18 protein-coding genes and 1 pseudogene are annotated in these 16,580 nt (G+C 60.5%); 12 read left to right on the forward strand and 7 right to left on the reverse strand.

What is annotated here, in order from left to right:
- Positions 1–153: an LPS translocon maturation chaperone LptM gene (gene lptM / locus D8779_RS08785; protein ID WP_136664029.1), complete on the reverse strand. Its 153-nt coding sequence runs from the start codon at positions 151–153 to the stop codon at positions 1–3.
- Positions 154–300: 147 nt separating this feature from the next.
- Here lptM and D8779_RS08790 point away from each other — a divergent pair, with 147 nt between their 5' ends.
- From D8779_RS08790 to rnk, 4 genes are all read left to right on the forward strand, one after another.
- Entirely contained in the window at positions 301–1,341 is a 1,041-nt protein-coding gene (locus D8779_RS08790; protein ID WP_136664030.1) for an AraC family transcriptional regulator, read from the forward strand.
- A gap of 51 nt (positions 1,342–1,392) precedes the next feature.
- Positions 1,393–1,725 carry an iron donor protein CyaY gene (cyaY, locus tag D8779_RS08795; protein ID WP_136664031.1) on the forward strand — a complete coding sequence of 111 codons (333 nt, stop codon included), beginning with the start codon at positions 1,393–1,395 and terminating at the stop codon, positions 1,723–1,725.
- Positions 1,706–1,912 (forward strand): DUF1289 domain-containing protein, encoded by a 207-nt coding sequence (locus D8779_RS08800; protein WP_136664032.1) that lies wholly within the window; start codon positions 1,706–1,708, stop codon positions 1,910–1,912. The genes cyaY and D8779_RS08800 overlap by 20 nt, the downstream gene beginning before the upstream one ends.
- A 118-nt stretch (positions 1,913–2,030) precedes the next feature.
- The gene (rnk, locus tag D8779_RS08805) at positions 2,031–2,441 is read left to right on the forward strand and encodes a nucleoside diphosphate kinase regulator (protein ID WP_136664033.1); all 411 of its coding nucleotides are present in this window, start codon (positions 2,031–2,033) and stop codon (positions 2,439–2,441) included.
- 8 nt (positions 2,442–2,449) lie between these two features.
- Here the strand turns inward: rnk and D8779_RS08810 are convergent, their stop codons facing one another.
- The 5 genes from D8779_RS08810 to argH form a co-directional block, all read right to left on the reverse strand.
- On the reverse strand, positions 2,450–5,305 hold the full coding sequence (locus tag D8779_RS08810) for a class I adenylate cyclase (RefSeq protein WP_136664034.1): 2,856 nt from the start codon (positions 5,303–5,305) through the stop codon (positions 2,450–2,452).
- 271 nt (positions 5,306–5,576) lie between these two features.
- Entirely contained in the window at positions 5,577–5,822 is a 246-nt protein-coding gene (locus D8779_RS08815; RefSeq protein ID WP_136664035.1) for a TIGR02647 family protein, read from the reverse strand.
- Between the two features lie 177 nt (positions 5,823–5,999).
- On the reverse strand, positions 6,000–6,269 hold the full coding sequence (locus D8779_RS08820) for a hypothetical protein (RefSeq protein WP_136664036.1): 270 nt from the start codon (positions 6,267–6,269) through the stop codon (positions 6,000–6,002).
- Positions 6,270–6,291: 22 nt separating this feature from the next.
- Positions 6,292–6,771, reverse strand: a complete 480-nt coding sequence (locus D8779_RS08825) for a GNAT family N-acetyltransferase (protein WP_136664037.1) — start codon at positions 6,769–6,771, stop codon at positions 6,292–6,294.
- 55 nt (positions 6,772–6,826) lie between these two features.
- On the reverse strand, positions 6,827–8,221 hold the full coding sequence (gene argH, locus D8779_RS08830) for an argininosuccinate lyase (RefSeq protein WP_136664038.1): 1,395 nt from the start codon (positions 8,219–8,221) through the stop codon (positions 6,827–6,829).
- A 253-nt stretch (positions 8,222–8,474) separates the two neighbouring features.
- Here argH and D8779_RS08835 point away from each other — a divergent pair, with 253 nt between their 5' ends.
- The 8 genes and pseudogenes from D8779_RS08835 (at position 8,475) to rsd (ending at position 15,869) form a co-directional block, all read left to right on the forward strand.
- Positions 8,475–9,557, forward strand: a complete 1,083-nt coding sequence (locus D8779_RS08835; RefSeq protein WP_136664039.1) for a sensor histidine kinase — start codon at positions 8,475–8,477, stop codon at positions 9,555–9,557.
- Positions 9,554–10,300: a LytR/AlgR family response regulator transcription factor gene (locus tag D8779_RS08840; protein WP_136664040.1), complete on the forward strand. Its 747-nt coding sequence runs from the start codon at positions 9,554–9,556 to the stop codon at positions 10,298–10,300. The genes D8779_RS08835 and D8779_RS08840 overlap by 4 nt, the downstream gene beginning before the upstream one ends.
- A 172-nt stretch (positions 10,301–10,472) precedes the next feature.
- A complete protein-coding gene (gene hemC, locus D8779_RS08845) occupies positions 10,473–11,411 on the forward strand; it encodes a hydroxymethylbilane synthase (RefSeq protein ID WP_136664041.1) in 939 nt (312 codons plus the stop codon).
- Positions 11,408–12,163, forward strand: a pseudogene (locus D8779_RS20780) (uroporphyrinogen-III synthase); the annotation flags it as partial. The gene hemC and the pseudogene D8779_RS20780, both read left to right, overlap by 4 nt.
- A gap of 33 nt (positions 12,164–12,196) precedes the next feature.
- Complete coding sequence (locus D8779_RS20785; RefSeq protein ID WP_420875598.1) at positions 12,197–13,393, forward strand: uroporphyrinogen-III C-methyltransferase; 1,197 nt, start codon at positions 12,197–12,199, stop codon at positions 13,391–13,393.
- The gene (locus D8779_RS08855; protein ID WP_136664043.1) at positions 13,390–14,640 is read left to right on the forward strand and encodes a heme biosynthesis HemY N-terminal domain-containing protein; all 1,251 of its coding nucleotides are present in this window, start codon (positions 13,390–13,392) and stop codon (positions 14,638–14,640) included. The genes D8779_RS20785 and D8779_RS08855 overlap by 4 nt, the downstream gene beginning before the upstream one ends.
- Before the next feature lie 23 nt (positions 14,641–14,663).
- A complete protein-coding gene (locus D8779_RS08860) occupies positions 14,664–15,206 on the forward strand; it encodes a DUF3833 domain-containing protein (RefSeq protein ID WP_136664044.1) in 543 nt (180 codons plus the stop codon).
- A gap of 195 nt (positions 15,207–15,401) precedes the next feature.
- Positions 15,402–15,869: a sigma D regulator gene (gene rsd / locus D8779_RS08865; protein ID WP_136664045.1), complete on the forward strand. Its 468-nt coding sequence runs from the start codon at positions 15,402–15,404 to the stop codon at positions 15,867–15,869.
- 4 nt (positions 15,870–15,873) lie between these two features.
- Here rsd and D8779_RS08870 read toward each other — a convergent pair whose 3' ends face one another.
- Positions 15,874–16,518: an FKBP-type peptidyl-prolyl cis-trans isomerase gene (locus tag D8779_RS08870; protein WP_136664046.1), complete on the reverse strand. Its 645-nt coding sequence runs from the start codon at positions 16,516–16,518 to the stop codon at positions 15,874–15,876.
- Positions 16,519–16,580: the final 62 nt, after the last annotated feature.

Raw genomic sequence — 16,580 nt, forward strand, 5'->3', positions numbered from 1 at the left:
TTATTCGGTCTGTGCGGGTTCAGTCGCAGGTTCAGCCTGTACAGGCACAGGTGCGGTTTCTTCTGGCAGGAACAGCGGGCCTTTCTGGCCGCAGCCAGCGAGCAGGGTGCTGATAGCAACCACGGTGAAAAGGGCAGTAAACAGCCGCTTCATGATGAAATCCCTGTAATAAAGCATAGATGCGCCGCAGTATACCGGCCCCCCGGCAGCTTGCCTATGCGCTGGGGTTCCCGCCTGGCGGGGCTTTGCCTGTATCTTTGCGGCTAGCTTTGCGCCCATCGTCAGCGATCAGGAGCCTGGATGGACAACCCCGTACCCGCGAGCAGTTCGGTTTCAGTGGCTTACCTGCAAGGTTTACTCGATTACCTGGGGCGCCAGGGTGTCGATACTGTCGAGCTGCTTGGGCAGGTGCAGTTGAACCCACAGGTCCTCGCTCAGCGTGATCAGCGTATTGCCGCTAGCACCTATCTGGAGCTGCTCGGCCATGGCGTGCGTTTGACCGGGGACGCGCAGCTGGGCCTGCATCTGGGCGAAGCAGTACGCCCCGGTTACTACGGTGTACTCGGTTACCTGATCATGAGTTGTGCGACCCTCGCCGATGCCTTGCACCGTCAGGCGCGCTATGCCGCGCTGGTGGGTAACTTGGGGCGTGTTGACCTGGCTGACGAGCCGTTGCGCGAGGGTCTTGAGCCGCAGGTCGCGCACAGCTGGCAGCCATTGCTGGCGCAGCAGCAGCGTCAGCTGAGTGAGGAAACCCTGGCCGGCTGGGTGACGTTCGGCCACTGGATCAGCGGCCTGGATATTCCGCCGACCGAGGTGCGCTTCCAGCATTCGGCACCGGCGGATACGGTCGAGTATCAGCGGATTTTTCGTTGTCCGGTGTTATTCGATCAGGCCGATAACGCCTTGGTATTTCCCAAACGTCTGCTCGCCACGCCGCTTGGGCAGGCGGATGCTCAAGTGCGCCTGATGCTCGATGCCTATGCTGATCGCCTGCTTGGCGAGATCCAGCAGGGCCATTGTGTGCTCGACCGCGCGCGGCTGGAGTTGGCGCGGCAACTGCCGGAAGTGGGCGCGGACTTGCAACAAATTGCCGCGCGTTTGGCGCTGAGTCCCCGTACCCTGCAGCGGCGTTTGCGTGAAGCCGGGTTATCCTTTAATCAGTTGGTGGACGAAACGCGCCAGCAGCTGGTGCTGCACTATTTACGTGACCCGGCGTTGGAGCTGGCAGAAATCGCCTTTCTGGTAGGCTTTAGCGAGCCCGGTTCACTGGCCCGTGCGTTTCGCCGCTGGACGGGGCAGAGCCCAGGCGAATATCGTCGTCAGCTGAGTGAACATTAAACACTGCAACCCAAGACGTTGCAGTCGCTGAATTTTTTGAGGTAAGTCGTAATGAGTTTGACTGAAGCCCGCTTTCACGATTTGGTCGATGCCACCCAGCAGGCGGTGGAAGATATCTTCGATGACAGCGATTTGGACCTTGATCTGGAAAACTCGGCAGGGGTATTGACGGTGCGCTTCGAGAACGGCACCCAGCTGATCTTCAGTCGCCAAGAGCCGTTGCGCCAACTGTGGCTGGCGGCGCGTTCTGGTGGTTTCCACTTCGATTACGACCAAGCCAGCGAACGCTGGATGTGCGACAGCAGCGATGAGCAATTAGGTGAAATGCTGGTGCGCATCACGCTGGAACAATCCGGTGCGGACCTTGAGTTCGAAGAACTCTGAAGGCACCGACCTGGAGGTCGCCTCGCCTTGTCGGCGCCAGTGTTGCCTGGATGATCAGGATGTCTGCCTGGGCTGCGGTCGTGCCTTGGCGGAAATCCTCGAGTGGGGCACGGCGGATCGAGCCCGTAAACGGGCGATTTGTCTGGCAGCCGACGCCCGTTTGCAACGGCATAGCGGCGGACCTTGACCGCACAGTCTTGTTTATTTAAGTGGCTGTGGTACGGTCGGCCTAAGCCTTGCAAAACCCCATCTCCGTGATGGGGTTTTGCTTTTTTCACGATCCGTAAAGGGGACATACCCGTACCATGACCAGCGCACCTTCGCTCACCATCACCCGTCTCGACCTGCAACGTCTGGAGCATTTGCTCGACAGTCTGGATGACTTCGGTCCCGGCGCGGTGGCTCTGCAGGCGGAACTCGACCGCGCCGATGTGGTTGGCCATGACGAGGTGCCGGCCGGGGTGGTGACCATGAATTCACGGGTGCATTGTCGTGAAGAAAGCAGCGGCAAGGATTACCACCTGACCCTGGTTTACCCACAGGACGCCGGTGGTGAAGGCAAGGTGTCGATTCTCGCCCCTGTAGGTAGCGCTTTGTTGGGGTTGTCGGTGGGTCAGCACATTGACTGGACTGGACCTTCTGGCAAGGTGCTCAAGCTCACGCTGCTCGCGGTGGAATACCAGCCAGAAGCTGCCGGCGAGTACAGTCGCGCCTGAGTTGTACCTCAGGCCTTTTGCAGGGCCTGATTAAGGGCCGCTTCCAGGCGGCTCTTGTAGCGCAGGTAATGCACGCTCTGCATATGCCCCTCTCCCAGTACCGCCGACAGGTCCAGGTCGGTGATATAGCAGGGGTAGCGCGCGCCATCGCGGCGCTGCGCGAGAATGTGTTGCGCCACGGCGGCGAATAGATCGCCGGCATACTCCAGTTCGGAAAACTCACGGTGGTTGCAGTACAGGGTGACGTGCGAACGCTTGCCATCACCAGGCTCGACGATCGCCTGCACGTCATAGAACGGGTGGCTGATCGCCGAGTGCGGCGCAGGCCGACGCTCCAGGCGCTGTGCGCGCAGAGGTGCATCGGGCAACACCTGGTAATAGAGCACCTCCAGCGGCTGATTCGCGGGCTGATTGTCCAGCGGCAATAGCGCACTGCGCCGATACAAAACAGATTGCAGAAAGCGTTGCAGGGGCGTCAGTAGGCTCTGTTCATCACGAAAAGGCATTTGCTGACGCCACAGGGCATTGTGTTCATCGAGCACGCTTAGCTCAGCTGTCGCGCTGTTTTCATCCAGGCGATAGAACACTTGAATGCACTGCGGCCGGCCGATCGGCAGGATCAGCGCCAAGTCTTCTCCGTCTAGGGCGCTGCGGTCTACGTACAGTTCACTGTAGCCCGGTAGCTCCTCGCCCAGGTGATTGATCAGGGTGGGCAAATCTTTCAGGTTGGTGTGGCTGACGTGACCGGGCTTGAGTTCCAGCACGTGGTACTGCTGCTTGATCTGCAGCAAATAACGATTGGCCTGTGCACTGCTGAAGCTAGCGAGGGTTTCGCGGAACAACTCCTCAACCCGCTCGGCAATCGCCGTGGCGCGATTGCGGCAGAAGCAGCGCACGCGCAAGTTAGGTTTCTTACCGTTGACGGGCAGGGCGTTGAGAAAGTCGCGCAGGCAATCCAGCAGTGCATGGGGGCCGTCATAGCGGGTCACCAGCAGCTCGTTCCAACTGTTCAGGGTGACCTGGTCGAGGGTCAGAATCAGGTTCTCACGTACCCCGGAATAACCCAGCGCATCGGTGCGCTCGGTGGTCATGTGCATGTTCATCTGACTGAACTGCTTGAGCGGGTCGATGCCGACGTTGACCAGCAGCAGCACTTCGCCGGGCGTGCTGGCGCTGAGCAGAGCGACCTCATCAACAGCGGGCAGCGGCAGCGGTACCACTTGTTGCAAGCTGCTGAGCAAATTAGACAGCTCAAACTCGCTGAGGTCGCTGGAACCTGGGTGCAATGACAGGCGCGTGCTGTTGTCGATCACGCCGTTGCGCTGGCACCAGGCGAGCAGTTCGATCAGCTCACGCGAGCGCTTGAGCGGTGAGAAGTCGGCTAAGTCTTGGGCGTTGACGCTGCCGCTATAGAGCGCCCACAGGCTGTCATTAGGATCATCCGGACTCGGGCTTTGCGCCAGGGTCAGGGTGTCTTCGGCCAGGTCCGGGGCGATGCCGGGGTTGATAAATTCGATCTTACCGGCCTTGCGTTCGAAGGCCGCGTACAGGCGCCGCCCAAGGATGCCGAGGTCGCGGCTGTTAAGCGAGCTGCCGGCCTGTTCGCTGCGGGCAAACTCGGAAAGAAAGCGGTAGCTGTAGGTCAGCTCGTTAACCAGCATGCGCCGTTCGGCGCTGACCTGGCGCACCTTCCACTGGCTGCGGCTGTCGAGCATGGCCAGTTGGCGGCTGTCCCAATTCCAGTCGTGGGTCAGGCGTTCCAGCAGTAGGCGCTGCCAGCTCTTGCGATTGTTGCGTGGCGGGCGGCTGAGCTTTTTGTCGACCTTGAGGTACAGGCAGCGGCGGATCAGCTCCAGGCGCTCATGTTCACCGCGGCCGATCAGGTATTCCTCCAGGCGGCGATACACCACGATATAGGGGTCGAGTTCGTCGACATCTAAGCGGTTAGAGAACACCGCCTGCTTGAACCGCAGCGACAGGCATTCGACCTTGGGGTGTTCGCTAGCGTAGACCTCAGTCAGCAGCAGCTTGAGTACCGACTTGTAGGGTGACTCGATGCCCTTGAACAGCTGCCACATCCCCGCGCCAATAAATTCTTCCGGCGGAATGCGCGCCAGGTGACCCAGGTCGAGCACGTCCTCGGCGCGGATAAAACGCTTGGCTAGCAGGGTGCTGGTGTAGTGCTGATAGCGCGGTTCTTCATACACAGGCACCAGCCACCACAGCGGCGTACGCCCGCCAAGCCAGATCGCGGTGCGGTAGAACTCGTCGAGCAGCAGGTAATGCTGGGTGGTGCCGCAGTCATCCGAAGTCAACTGCGCCGCGCGTTCGCCCTGGGTGAAACGCGCGGGATCAATCAGGAAGAAATGCGCCTCGGCGCCGAAGGTGGCGGCCCAGCTTTCCAGCAGGGCACATTTCTTGTTGAGTTCCTGCAGCTGTTGCGAGCTGAGGTTGCTGGCGTGGCACACCCACAGGTCCATATCGCTGTGCTCGGCCTGGGCGACGGTGCCTAGGCTGCCCATCAGGAACAGCCCATGAATCGGCAGCGTTTCTTTGCCGCGATAGGGCTTGTAGGCGAACGAGCGAGTCAGCCGCTGCGCTTCAGAGAGCAACGCGTCATCGGGCTCAAACCCACTGAGGCCGGCCGGCGTGAGCCCGGAAACATAACCCGGTAACAGCGGGTGGTTAACGTGGAACAGCAACGGCAACAGCCGCAACACCAGCTGTTGACGGGTCGACAGCGCTTGCATGGCGCGCTGCAGGCGGCCCTTGTTGAGTTTGAGAAAGCGCGCACGCAGCTGCGTCAGTACCTTGCGGTCGATACCGTCTTCAATGTCTGGGCGGATTTCTTCGGTGCGGCTCATGCTCAGGCTCTGCAGGGCGGTGCGTGATCATGCCTTGCCAGCGGGCTGGCGGACGGCTGCGGATACAGGGTTATCGCCTGCGTAGCGGGCCGCTTTAGGGCGCCGCTGTAACGCAGGCTAGGGTGGCTTAGACGCTGCTTCATCTGTGGCGAGCGAGCAGGATGTTGACGCGCAGTTTGCGGGGCCATCGTGGCATTAGAAACAAGCTCAGCATAAGCCGCCGAGGCCATTTCTAACGCCCTATCACCCGCGGCAAGCCCTAGGCAGATGCTCAGGCCGCTTCGGTCACATTGAGAATGGTCAGCAGGACTTGGGCGTGTTCGGCCGCATCCAGGCCCAGGCTGGTCAAGTAGCCACCATCGGGTTGGTTGATCAGGCCTTTTTCGTGCAGTCGATGGGCGGCGGCAATCGCCGAGGGTGCGGCAGTGTGATGAACCTTGATTCCTTCCTGGGTGGTGCCCAGGTTGAACAACGCGAGGATTTCCAGTTCGGCAATCAGTTCAGAGGTAAAGGCCATAGGTACTCCAGCTTCTTGTTTTAGTGAGCTGCGGCCGGCGGCTGCAGCACCCGCTGCGGTAAATCGGCTGAAACAACAGGCAGCCTGTGAAGGCAGTGTAGTGAAGCGCCTGGCAGTCTGCTTCGTCCTGATGCTGCCAGAAGTCGGACGCCAGTGGGGCAAAAATCTTCGGACTTTTTACACGGGTTGCTCAGGCAGCTCGGGCAGGGCGCGCAGGCCTTGTTCATAACGAGCCAGGTCGAAGGCGCGGTCGGCTGCCAGCATGGCATCGATCTCGTCGGCCAGTACCAGGGCCATCAGTTCGATAATGGCTTCGCGGGTGTAGCCAACCAGAGTCAGCTTGTTCAGCACGGCCTGAACGAAGGCCGGCTCGCCCGCTTCAAGCTGGTTTTCGATGGCTTGGGACAGGGTGTCCTGGGCAAAGTCTTCGTCGTCTTGCTCGCTCATGCGGTACTCCGGAAGATGCAGTTCAGCCCTGGGCGAAATCCAGTAGGGCGGGGCCGGTGAGGCGATAGGTGGTCCAGCCATCCTGGGGTTTGGCACCGAAGGATTCATAGAAATCGATAGCCGGTGTGTTCCAGTCCAGCACTCCCCACTCTAGGCGACCACAGCCTTTGCTTACGGCGAGTTGCGCGAGGTGGCGTAGCAATGCTTTACCGGCGCCGATCTTGCGCTGGTCGGGGCTGACGTAGAGGTCTTCCAAGTAAATGCCGTGTTTGCCCAGCCAAGTTGAGTAGCTGAAGAAGTACACGGCATAACCAATCGGTACCCCGTCGAGCTCGCAAATTAACCCGTGCGAAGTGCTGTCGGCGCCAAACAAGCTGTTCTGGATGCCGGCAGCATCGGTTTTCACCTCGTGCTCGGCTTTCTCATAGATGGCCAGATCGATGATAAAGCGCAGAATCTGTGCGGTGTCATCGATCGTGGCAGGGCGGATGTGTAGAGGCATACGGGTTCCTTGGCTGGCTGGCCGGCGGCGTGAGCGCTACTCACGCCGGGTCAGATTAACGCGCGGCGAGCAGCTCGCGGCCACGCACGACCGCAGCACGCACCTGGTTCGGTGCAGTGCCGCCGATATGGTCACGGGCATTCACCGAGCCTTCCAGGGTCAGTACGGCAAATACGTCTTGCTCGATCTGGTCACTGAACTGGCGCAGCTCTTCTAGGCTCATCTCGGCCAGGTCTTTGCCCGTGTCGACGCCGAACTTGACGGCATGGCCGACGATTTCGTGGCAGTCGCGGAACGGCAGGCCTTTACGCACCAGGTAGTCGGCCAGGTCGGTGGCGGTGGAGAAGCCGCGCAGCGCCGCTTCACGCATGATCGCGTGTTTGGGTTTGATCGCCGGGATCATGTCGGCAAAGGCACGTAGTGAATCACGCAGGGTGTCGGCGGCGTCGAACAGCGGCTCTTTGTCTTCCTGGTTGTCCTTGTTGTAGGCCAGCGGCTGGCCCTTCATCAGAGTCAGCAGGCCCATCAGTGCACCAAATACACGGCCGGTTTTACCGCGTACCAATTCCGGTACGTCAGGGTTTTTCTTCTGCGGCATGATCGAGGAGCCGGTGCAGAAACGATCCGGCAGGTCAATAAACTGGAATTGCGCAGAGGTCCATAGCACCAGCTCTTCGGAGAAACGCGACAGGTGCATCATGGCAATCGCGGCAGCGGCGCAGAATTCGATGGCGAAGTCGCGATCCGATACGCCGTCCAGCGAGTTGCCGCCGACTGCGTCGAAACCCAGCAGTTGCGCGGTAACTTCACGTTGAATCGGGTAGGTGGTGCCCGCCAGCGCGGCCGAGCCCAGGGGCATGCGGTTGGTGCGTTTGCGGCAGTCGACCAGGCGCTCGTAGTCGCGCGAGAGCATTTCGAACCACGCCAGAAGGTGGTGGCCGAAGGTCACGGGTTGGGCGGTTTGCAGGTGGGTGAAGCCGGGCATGATGGTTTCGGCTTCGCGCTCGGCCTGCTCCAGTAAGCCCTGTTGCAGGCGGGTGATCTCGGCCAGGATCAGGTCGATCTCGTCGCGCAACCACAGGCGGATATCGGTGGCCACCTGGTCGTTGCGGCTACGGCCGGTGTGCAGCTTCTTGCCGGTGACGCCGATGCGGGCGGTCAGGCGCGCCTCGATGTTCATGTGCACATCTTCCAGATCCACGCGCCAGTCGAACTGGCCGGCTTCGATCTCGCCCTGGATGGTTTGCAGGCCGTCGATGATGCTGTCGCGCTCGGCGTCGGTTAGTACGCCGACCTTGGCCAGCATGGTGGCGTGGGCGATGGAGCCCATGATGTCGTGGCGATACAGGCGCTTGTCGAATTCGACGGAGGCGGTAAAGCGGGCAACAAAGGCATCGACGGGCTCGCTGAAGCGGCCGCCCCAGGATTGATTGGTTTTTTCAGTGCTCATGGGCTTCGCTCGGCTGGTGCGCTAAAACGGGCTGGCCGCGCTGGGGCGGCCGGCAAGACGGAAAAGTGCGTCGATAATAACAGGCTGGCCGGCAAATTCGCCGCGTCAGGTTGTCGGAGGGGCAGCTAGGCTGAGAGCAGGCAGTGTTGCGCCGTTCACAGTTTTGTCGCGGCGGGTGCATTTCGGTGCTTTATTTTGCCCGGTGGCAGCTGTCTATCTTGCTGCTGGGGCAGGTCACGCGGAAACTGCGGTGATGAAAATAAAAAACGGTTTATCCGAAAAACAAGCACCGCTGGTCGATGACTTCTTCGTGCCTGAGCTGTGTCAGCCCGAAGCCCTGCTGAGCATGGTGCTATTGGCTGAGTTGCTGGTGCTGGTGCTGGTGTTGTCCGAGCCAATGTTGCCGGGGTTTGATTGGGTGCGTTTGGCGCTGACCTCATTGTTTGTGCAGTGGATTGTGTTGCTGTCGGCGGCCGTGCTGTGCCGCTTACGTCCACTGATGGCGCGTATGCCAGCGGCCATGGCCGGCGCGCTGTGCTGTGCGATTGTGGTTGGGTTGAGCCTGGCATGTACGGCGGTCGCCGATTATTACGAGTTGGGCGGCCCGCTGGCGCGCACTGGCGAGGTCAATCTGTATCTGCGCCATGGGCTGATCAGCCTGATCATGTCGGCGCTGTTACTGCGCTATTTTTACCTGCAAAGCCAGTGGCGCAAACAAGAGCAGGCCGAACTGCGCGCGCGCATCGAATCGCTGCAGGCACGTATCCGCCCGCACTTTCTGTTCAATAGCCTGAACAGTATTGCCAGCCTGGTGGTGATCGATCCGTACAAGGCCGAGCAGGCGGTACTGGACCTGTCTGATCTGTTTCGCGCCAGCTTGGCCAAACCTGGCAGTCTGGTGCCTTGGTGCGAAGAGCTGGAGTTAGCGCAACGATATTTATCGATTGAGCGCTATCGGCTCGGCGAGCGTCTACAGTTGCAATGGGAGGTGGCTGGTGTGCCGGATGATCTGCCGATTCCACAATTGACGCTGCAGCCCTTATTGGAAAACGCTTTGATCTACGGCATTGCGCCGCGCATTGAGGGCGGTCTGGTGCGGGTCGAGGCGAGTTATCACGAAGGGGTATTCCAGCTGTGCGTGAGCAATCCATACGAACAATTAGGCGAGGAGCCGCCGTCAAACGGTACACATCAGGCGCTGAGCAATATCGATGCGCGGCTGGTGGCACTTTTTGGGCCGCGGGCCAGTCTCAGCGTAGAGCGCCGTGACGGCCGCCACTTCACTTGTCTACGCTATCCTTGTGCGAGACCCAAGCAGGAAGCCCGTGCATTATGAATGTCCTGATTGTCGATGATGAACCCCTGGCCCGTGAGCGCCTAAGCCGCATGGTGGGCGAACTCGAGGGCTATCGCGTGCTTGAACCCGCCGCCTGCAATGGCGAGGAAGCATTGAGCCTGATCGACAGCTTAAGGCCGGATGTGGTGCTGTTGGATATCCGTATGCCTGGTATGGATGGCCTGCAGGTGGCGGCCAAGTTGTGTGAACGTGAGGCGCCGCCTGCGGTGATTTTCTGTACGGCCCATGACGAATTTGCCTTGGAGGCCTTCCAGGTCTGCGCGGTGGGTTATCTGGTCAAACCGGTGCGCGCGGAGAGTCTCAGTGAGGCGCTGAAGAAGGCCGAGCGGCCCAATCGCGTACAGCTGGCCGCCCTGACGCGCCCTGCGGTAGACAGCGGCGGCGGTCCGCGCAGCCATATCAGTGCGCGAACCCGTAAAGGTATCGAGCTTATTCCGCTGGATCAGGTGATCTACTTTATTGCCGATCATAAATACGTGACCTTGCGTCACGCTGGTGGCGAGGTCTTGCTGGACGAGCCGCTGAAAGCATTGGAAGACGAGTTTGGTGATCGCTTTGTGCGCATCCACCGCAATGCCCTGGTGGCCCGCGAACGTATCGAGCGCTTGCAGCGCACCCCGCTTGGGCATTTTCAGCTGTTCCTCAAGGGCATGAACGAGGAAGCACTGATTGTCAGTCGCCGGCATGTGGCCGGGGTGCGCAAGCTGATGCACAACCTCTAGCGTTCTGGCTGGGTCTGCTGCACGCAGGCGTCCTGCGTTGGAAGCAGGCTTGCCTCACTCTAGCTCGCGCGCTCCTATACCGGTTGTTAAGGCGCTTTAGCCGCCAGGGTCGCAGGCCTGATGTGGGCCAGCCTGTTATTATCCTTGGCAGTTCGTTTTCTGGAATTGCCCCATGCCTCGCGAAATTCGCATCGCCACCCGTAAAAGTGCCCTGGCCCTGTGGCAGGCCGAACACGTCAAAGCTCGCCTGGAGCAGGCGCACCCTGGCCTCAAGGTCAGCCTGGTGCCCATGGTCAGTCGTGGCGACAAACTGCTTGACGCGCCGCTGGCGAAAATTGGCGGCAAGGGCCTGTTTGTCAAAGAGCTGGAAACCGCTTTGCTGGAAAATCAGGCCGACATTGCCGTGCATTCGATGAAGGATGTGCCGATGGACTTCCCCGAAGGCCTGGGCCTGTATTGCATCTGCGAGCGTGAAGACCCGCGCGATGCCTTCGTCTCCAACACCTATGCCAGCCTCGATGCACTGCCTGCCGGTAGCGTGGTCGGCACTTCCAGCCTGCGACGTCAGGCGCAGTTGCTGGCACGTCGGCCGGATCTGAAAATCCAGTTCCTGCGCGGCAACGTCAACACCCGCTTGGCCAAGCTGGATGCCGGTGACTACGACGCCATTATCCTCGCGGCTGCTGGGCTGATCCGCCTCGGTTTTGAAGATCGCATTCGGGCCTCCATCAGCCCCGAAGACAGCCTGCCAGCGGGTGGTCAAGGCGCAGTGGGCATTGAGTGCCGCAGTGTGGATAGTGAGATCCATGCCTTGCTGGCGCCTCTGCATCATCGCGATACGGCATTACGGGTGACGGCCGAGCGTGCCTTGAACAAGCATTTGAATGGCGGCTGCCAGGTGCCGATTGCCTGTTATGCGCTGCTCGAGGGTGACCAGCTGTGGCTGCGCGGTCTGGTCGGCCAACCGGATGGCACTCAATTACTGCGTGCCGAGCAACGTGCGAGCACGGCAGATGCCGAACAGCTCGGCGTGCAGGTAGCCGAAGCGCTGCTGGCGCAGGGCGCAGCGGCCATCTTGCAAGCCGTGTACGGCGAGGCCGCCGCCGAGTGAGCGGCTGGCGTTTGCTGCTGACGCGACCGACAGATGAGTCGGCCGCGTTGGCTGCATGCTTGGCGCAACAAGGTATCTTCAGCAGCAGCTTGCCGTTGTTGGCGATCGAAGCGTTGGCCGAGAGCGCAGAGCAACAGGCTTATCTGGCTGACTTTCAGTGCTACTGTGCGGTGATCGTGGTGAGCAAGCCGGCGGCGCGGTTGGCTCTGGCCTTGTTGGATCGTACTCAAACACCGCTGTCTGAGACCCAGCCATGGTTCAGTGTCGGTGCGGCCACGGCGCAGATTCTGCAAGAGCATGGCCGTCGGGTGTATTACCCCGAGCAGGCTGATGACAGTGAAGCGCTGCTCGCCTTGCCGCAGTTGCAGCAGGCGCTGGCAACGGCCACTAACCCGCGGGTACTGATCCTGCGTGGAGAGGGTGGCCGAGAGTTACTGGCCGAGCGCTTGCGCGGCCAAGGTGTGCAGGTGGACTATCTGCCACTGTATCGTCGGGTGCTGCCGGAGTACCCGCCCGCGGCGTTGGCCGAGCGGGTGCAGGCTGAACGCCTGAACGCTCTGGTGGTCAGCAGTGGGCAGGGTTTTGCGCATTTGCGCGAGCTGGCTGCTGAGGCTTGGGCCGATCTGGCTCGGCTACCCTTATTTGTACCCAGCCCGCGAGTTGCCGAACTGGCGCGCGCGGCAGGTGCGCAATTTGTAGTGGATTGTCGTGGCGCGAGTGCTGCGGCGTTGCTGGCAGCGTTGCAAACGCAACCTACCCCGATCTCTGACGCAAAGGATGGATACGTGAGCGAAGCAACTACCCCGAAAGAGCAAACCCCAAACAGTCACGATCAAGCAGCGCTGGATGTGGCTAAGGAATTGCCGGTTCCGCCGGCGTCAGTCGCGAGCAAACCGGCCGCGCGTGGTAACGGCCTGGCGCTGCTGGCTTTGTTGGTCGCGGCTGCAGGTGTTGGGGTGGGCGGCTGGGGCGTGTGGCAGCTGCAAGCGCTGGATGCTCGTGGGCAACAACAGGTGGGCCAGTTGCAGGAGGCACGCAACGAGGCGCAGCGCTTGGCACAAACGGGTGAGCAGCTTAAAGAGCAGCTGAACCAACTGCCTAGCGTTGTCGAGCTGGATAGCCGCCGGCGCCTGCTGACGCAGCTGCAGAGTGATCAGCAACTGCTCAATCAGCGTCTGGAAACCGTGCTTGGGGCCAGTCGTCAGGATTGGCGTTTAGCCGAGGCCGAGCATCTGCTGCGTCTAGCCAGCCTGCGCTTGTCCGCTTTGCAAGACATCAACAGCGCCACCGCCTTGGTGCAGGCGGCTGATGACATTCTGCATGAGCAGGATGACCCTGCGGCCTTTGCGGCACGTGAACAACTGGCCAAGAGTCTGCAAGCGTTGCGCTCGACCCTTAACCCGGACCGCACAGGGCTGTTTCTGCAGCTTGGCGCACTGCGCGAGCAGGCCGCCCAGCTCAATGCCAAGGCCCCGGAATTCAATGGTGAGGGCGGCGTACTTAACGAACTGGCGGCCCCCGAAGGCGCTGCCGAACCGCAGTGGTGGCAGCGAGGCCTGCAAACCTTGGCGCAATACTTTCGTCTCGACTTCAATGCAGACGGCAATATCCGCCCGTTACTCTCAGGCCAGAGCTTAACCCAGGTGCGCCTGGCCCTTAGCTTGGCGCTGGAGCAGGCCCAATGGGGAGCATTGCACGGCCAAAGCGATGTTTACCGACAGGCATTGCAACAGGCACGTGAGGTGCTGGATGCCCATTTTGATGTGGATAACCCCAACAGTCGCGCACTGCGCACGCGTATTGACGAGCTGGTCGAGCGTCCGATTGCGGTGACGCCCCCGGACCTCAGCGCAGCGTTGAATGCCGTGCAGGCTTATATCCAGGCCAAGCAGTCGGCGCGCAGCCAGCACAAGGTCGAGGCTGAGCCCGTCGCTGCGGATGCCGATGATGTCGAGGCGCAATTGCAGGAGGCGCTGCAATGAAGCGTCTGTCTTGGTTGCTGCTGATTCTGGCGCTGGTGGCAGGCGTCGCCAGCCTGATGTTATTCGGCCTGCCGCTGGCCGAGCACAAGGGTTATGTGCTGATTGCTTTTCAGGGCTTTCGCTACGAGTCCAGCCTATGGGCTTTTGTGGGGTTGCTGCTGGTGCTTGGGCTGCTGATTTACCTGGCCCGTCTGAGCGTAAGGCTGTTGGTGACATCCGGTGGGTTGCTCAATCCCTGGTCACGCTTGCACAGCCGTCGTCGTGTTCGCCTGGCCTCTGAGCAGGGCTTTCTCGATCTTGCAGAAGGTCGCTGGGCGCGTGCTCTGCGGCACTTGAAGCAGGCGGCTCATAGCTCGCCGCAACCGTTGAGCTATTACCTGGGTGCGGCGCAAGCGGCAAACCAGTTGGGGCATTACGAAGACAGTGACAGCTTGCTGGAGCAGGCGCTCAACCGCCAGCCACAGGCGGAGCTGGCGATAGCCTTGCAGCATGCCGAACTGCAACTGGCGCGTGGCCAGACGGCGGATGCGCTGGAGACGCTGCAGGTTATGCGTGCGCATCATCCGCATCACCATCTGGTATTGCGCCAGCTGCAGCAGCTCTATCTGCAGGCGGGTGACTGGTCGGCCTTGGTCGGCTTATTGCCCGATCTGCGTAAGGAAAAAGCCCTGGGTAACGCCGAGTTGAGTGAGCTGGAGCGCCAGGCTTGGCGCGGGCGTTTGCTGCAGGCTGGGCGACAGCTCAATGCAGACGTCCCGGCCACTCTGGCCGTCTTGCAACAGGCTTGGCAAGCCATGCCAACAGCGCAGCATCGTGAACCCGAACTCTTAGCGGTGTATGCCGAGCAGCTGCGCGTGCTGGGCGCCGAGGCCGAGGCGGAAGAGCTGCTACGGCATGCCTTGAAGCAGCACTACGACGTAACGCTGGTGCGCCTCTATGGTTTGCTCCATGGTCGTGATGTGAGCCTGCAGTTGCAGACGGCCGAGGGTTGGTTGAAGCAGCATCCAGAGGATGCTGGGCTGTTGCTGACGCTTGCTCGGTTGTGTTTGCACAGTCAGCTATGGGGCAAGGCCAAGGACTATTTGGAAAGCAGCCTGACCTTCCAGCGTCACCCGGAAACCTGTACCGAGCTGGCGCGCCTGCTGGCGCAATTGGGTGAGGTGGAACGCAGCAATGGTCTGTATCAGGAAGCCCTGCGCCTGCTCGATCCGCGCTTGTGCCCGCCGGCATTGCCAGCGGCCACCTGACTGAGTCGTTGATCGAGGTGTGTATGCGGACCTTGTTGCTGTTTTGCTTGATGACGCTAATGGCCGGTTGCGCCGGCCCGCAGGTGAGTGATTACGCCCGTGAGCAGCCGCGCCTGGAGATGAGCGATTACTTCAGCGGCGACTTGCAGGCCTGGGGTATGTTCCAGAACCGCTCCGGGGAGGTGGTCAAACGCTTCCATGTCGCCATGACCGGCACTTGGGAAGGCGAGGTTGGCGTGCTAGATGAGCGCTTTACCTACAGCGATGGCACGACCGAACGCCGCATCTGGACCCTAAGAAAACAAGCCGACGGCAGTTGGCGCGGCACCGCCGATGACGTTGTCGGTGAGGCGGTCGGGCACATCGCCGGCAACGCGCTGAACTGGCGTTACCAGCTGCGTTTGCAGGTCGACGACTCAAGCTATGTGGTTGATTTTGATGATTGGATGTACCTGATGGACGATCAGGTGATGCTTAACCGGGCGCGCATGTCCAAGTGGGGCGTTGATCTTGGCCAAGTGACCTTGAGCTTTTACAAGCCCGCTGCGGCGAAGAGGGCCGAGTAATCACTGTTTAAACGCTTGTATGAAATTTTCTCCAGAGCTGTCTTGAAGGCTTAGGCCTGCGGGAATAATCTGGCCCGTAGTACCGCCGGAAAGTTGCCGTTTCACGGTTGTCTTCCCAGACCTTGCAGCGACTGACAAAAATCTGTCTCGATGCAGGCGAACAACACTAATAGCAATAGGGAAGTAGAGGTCATCATGCTCGAGAGTTGTCAGAACGCCCAAGAACGATGGGGTGGAGTTCACCTGCTGATTGACCGCTGGCTGCAAGAGCGCAAAGAGCTGGTGGAGGCGTACGCCGCCATTAATGGTTCAGCGCAGGCACCGAGCGCTGAGACCTTGCAGCACTTCTGCGAAATCCTTGTCGACTACGTGTCGGCTGGCCATTTTGAAGTCTATGAACAGCTAACCAGCGAAGCCAAGGCGTTTGGGGATCAGCGTGGCCTCGAGCTGGCCAAGCAGATTTACCCGCGTATCGAGGTGATCACCGAAGTGGCGCTGGCATTCAATGACCGCTGCGACAAAGGCGATTGCCAAGACTCGGTTTCGCTGCTGGATGAGTTGAAACGCTTGGGTCAATTGCTGCACGAACGTTTCGAGCTGGAAGACTGCCTGATCGAAGTCCTCCATAACGCCCATCAGGAACAGGCTGCGCCTGCTATCTGATGCGTTACTCCTTGGTGTCGAGCAACTCCAGCTCGAACACCAGGGGTGAGTAGGGAGGGATCAAATCCCCCGCACCTTCTTCGCCATACGCCTGGGCCGAAGGAATCACCAAACGCCATTGTGCGCCCACCGGCATCTTCTGCAGCGCGCTGCGCCATCCAGCAATTACGCTATCCAGGCGAAACCACTGTGCGGTCTGGCTTTCGTCGAACTGGCTGCCATCGGCCAAGAAACCGATATAACGCACCTGTATACGGTCTTTCGGTCCCGGTTTGCGGCCGCTGCCCGCGCGTAATTCCTGCATCAGCACGCCATCCTGCAGTACGCGTACGCCGGCCTTGGCTTTCTCAGCAGCAAGAAAACGCTGTTCGGCTGTCTTGGCTTTCTCGATGCGTTCCGGGGCGTTGGCTAGCTGGGCTTCATGCTCAGCCAGCAGGCTTTCGATGCGCGCGGCATCCAGTGTCAGCGGTTCATTGCGATAGGCCTGACGCAAGCCATCGAGCAGGGCTTGCAGCTCCAGATCAGGCACCTCGTCGCGCAGCCGCTCACCAAGTTTTACCCCCAGGCTATAAGCCAGATCGTGAGCGTGCTCGTGCGCTTGAGCGAAGGGGGCGAGCAAGCAGAGCAGTAGCAGGGTGACACGTAACATGGGCGTTCTCCGGCCGAAGGTGCGCCGATTATGCCAGTCAGGCGCGGCGAGGTGGCAAGGCG

Origin of the sequence: Pseudomonas leptonychotis, from assembly GCF_004920405.1 — a bacterium.
Taxonomy (GTDB): domain Bacteria; phylum Pseudomonadota; class Gammaproteobacteria; order Pseudomonadales; family Pseudomonadaceae; genus Aquipseudomonas; species Aquipseudomonas leptonychotis.

Coding starts and splice junctions, on each gene's coding strand:
- lptM (WP_136664029.1), bottom strand. CDS start 153: ATGAAGCGGCTGTTTACTGCCCTTTTCACCGTGGTTGCTATCAGCACC.
- D8779_RS08790 (WP_136664030.1), top strand. CDS start 301: ATGGACAACCCCGTACCCGCGAGCAGTTCGGTTTCAGTGGCTTACCTG.
- cyaY (WP_136664031.1), top strand. CDS start 1,393: ATGAGTTTGACTGAAGCCCGCTTTCACGATTTGGTCGATGCCACCCAG.
- rnk (WP_136664033.1), top strand. CDS start 2,031: ATGACCAGCGCACCTTCGCTCACCATCACCCGTCTCGACCTGCAACGT.
- D8779_RS08810 (WP_136664034.1), bottom strand. CDS start 5,305: ATGAGCCGCACCGAAGAAATCCGCCCAGACATTGAAGACGGTATCGAC.
- D8779_RS08815 (WP_136664035.1), bottom strand. CDS start 5,822: ATGGCCTTTACCTCTGAACTGATTGCCGAACTGGAAATCCTCGCGTTG.
- D8779_RS08820 (WP_136664036.1), bottom strand. CDS start 6,269: ATGAGCGAGCAAGACGACGAAGACTTTGCCCAGGACACCCTGTCCCAA.
- D8779_RS08825 (WP_136664037.1), bottom strand. CDS start 6,771: ATGCCTCTACACATCCGCCCTGCCACGATCGATGACACCGCACAGATT.
- argH (WP_136664038.1), bottom strand. CDS start 8,221: ATGAGCACTGAAAAAACCAATCAATCCTGGGGCGGCCGCTTCAGCGAG.
- D8779_RS08835 (WP_136664039.1), top strand. CDS start 8,475: ATGAAAATAAAAAACGGTTTATCCGAAAAACAAGCACCGCTGGTCGAT.
- D8779_RS08840 (WP_136664040.1), top strand. CDS start 9,554: ATGAATGTCCTGATTGTCGATGATGAACCCCTGGCCCGTGAGCGCCTA.
- hemC (WP_136664041.1), top strand. CDS start 10,473: ATGCCTCGCGAAATTCGCATCGCCACCCGTAAAAGTGCCCTGGCCCTG.
- D8779_RS08855 (WP_136664043.1), top strand. CDS start 13,390: ATGAAGCGTCTGTCTTGGTTGCTGCTGATTCTGGCGCTGGTGGCAGGC.
- D8779_RS08860 (WP_136664044.1), top strand. CDS start 14,664: ATGCGGACCTTGTTGCTGTTTTGCTTGATGACGCTAATGGCCGGTTGC.
- rsd (WP_136664045.1), top strand. CDS start 15,402: ATGCTCGAGAGTTGTCAGAACGCCCAAGAACGATGGGGTGGAGTTCAC.
- D8779_RS08870 (WP_136664046.1), bottom strand. CDS start 16,518: ATGTTACGTGTCACCCTGCTACTGCTCTGCTTGCTCGCCCCCTTCGCT.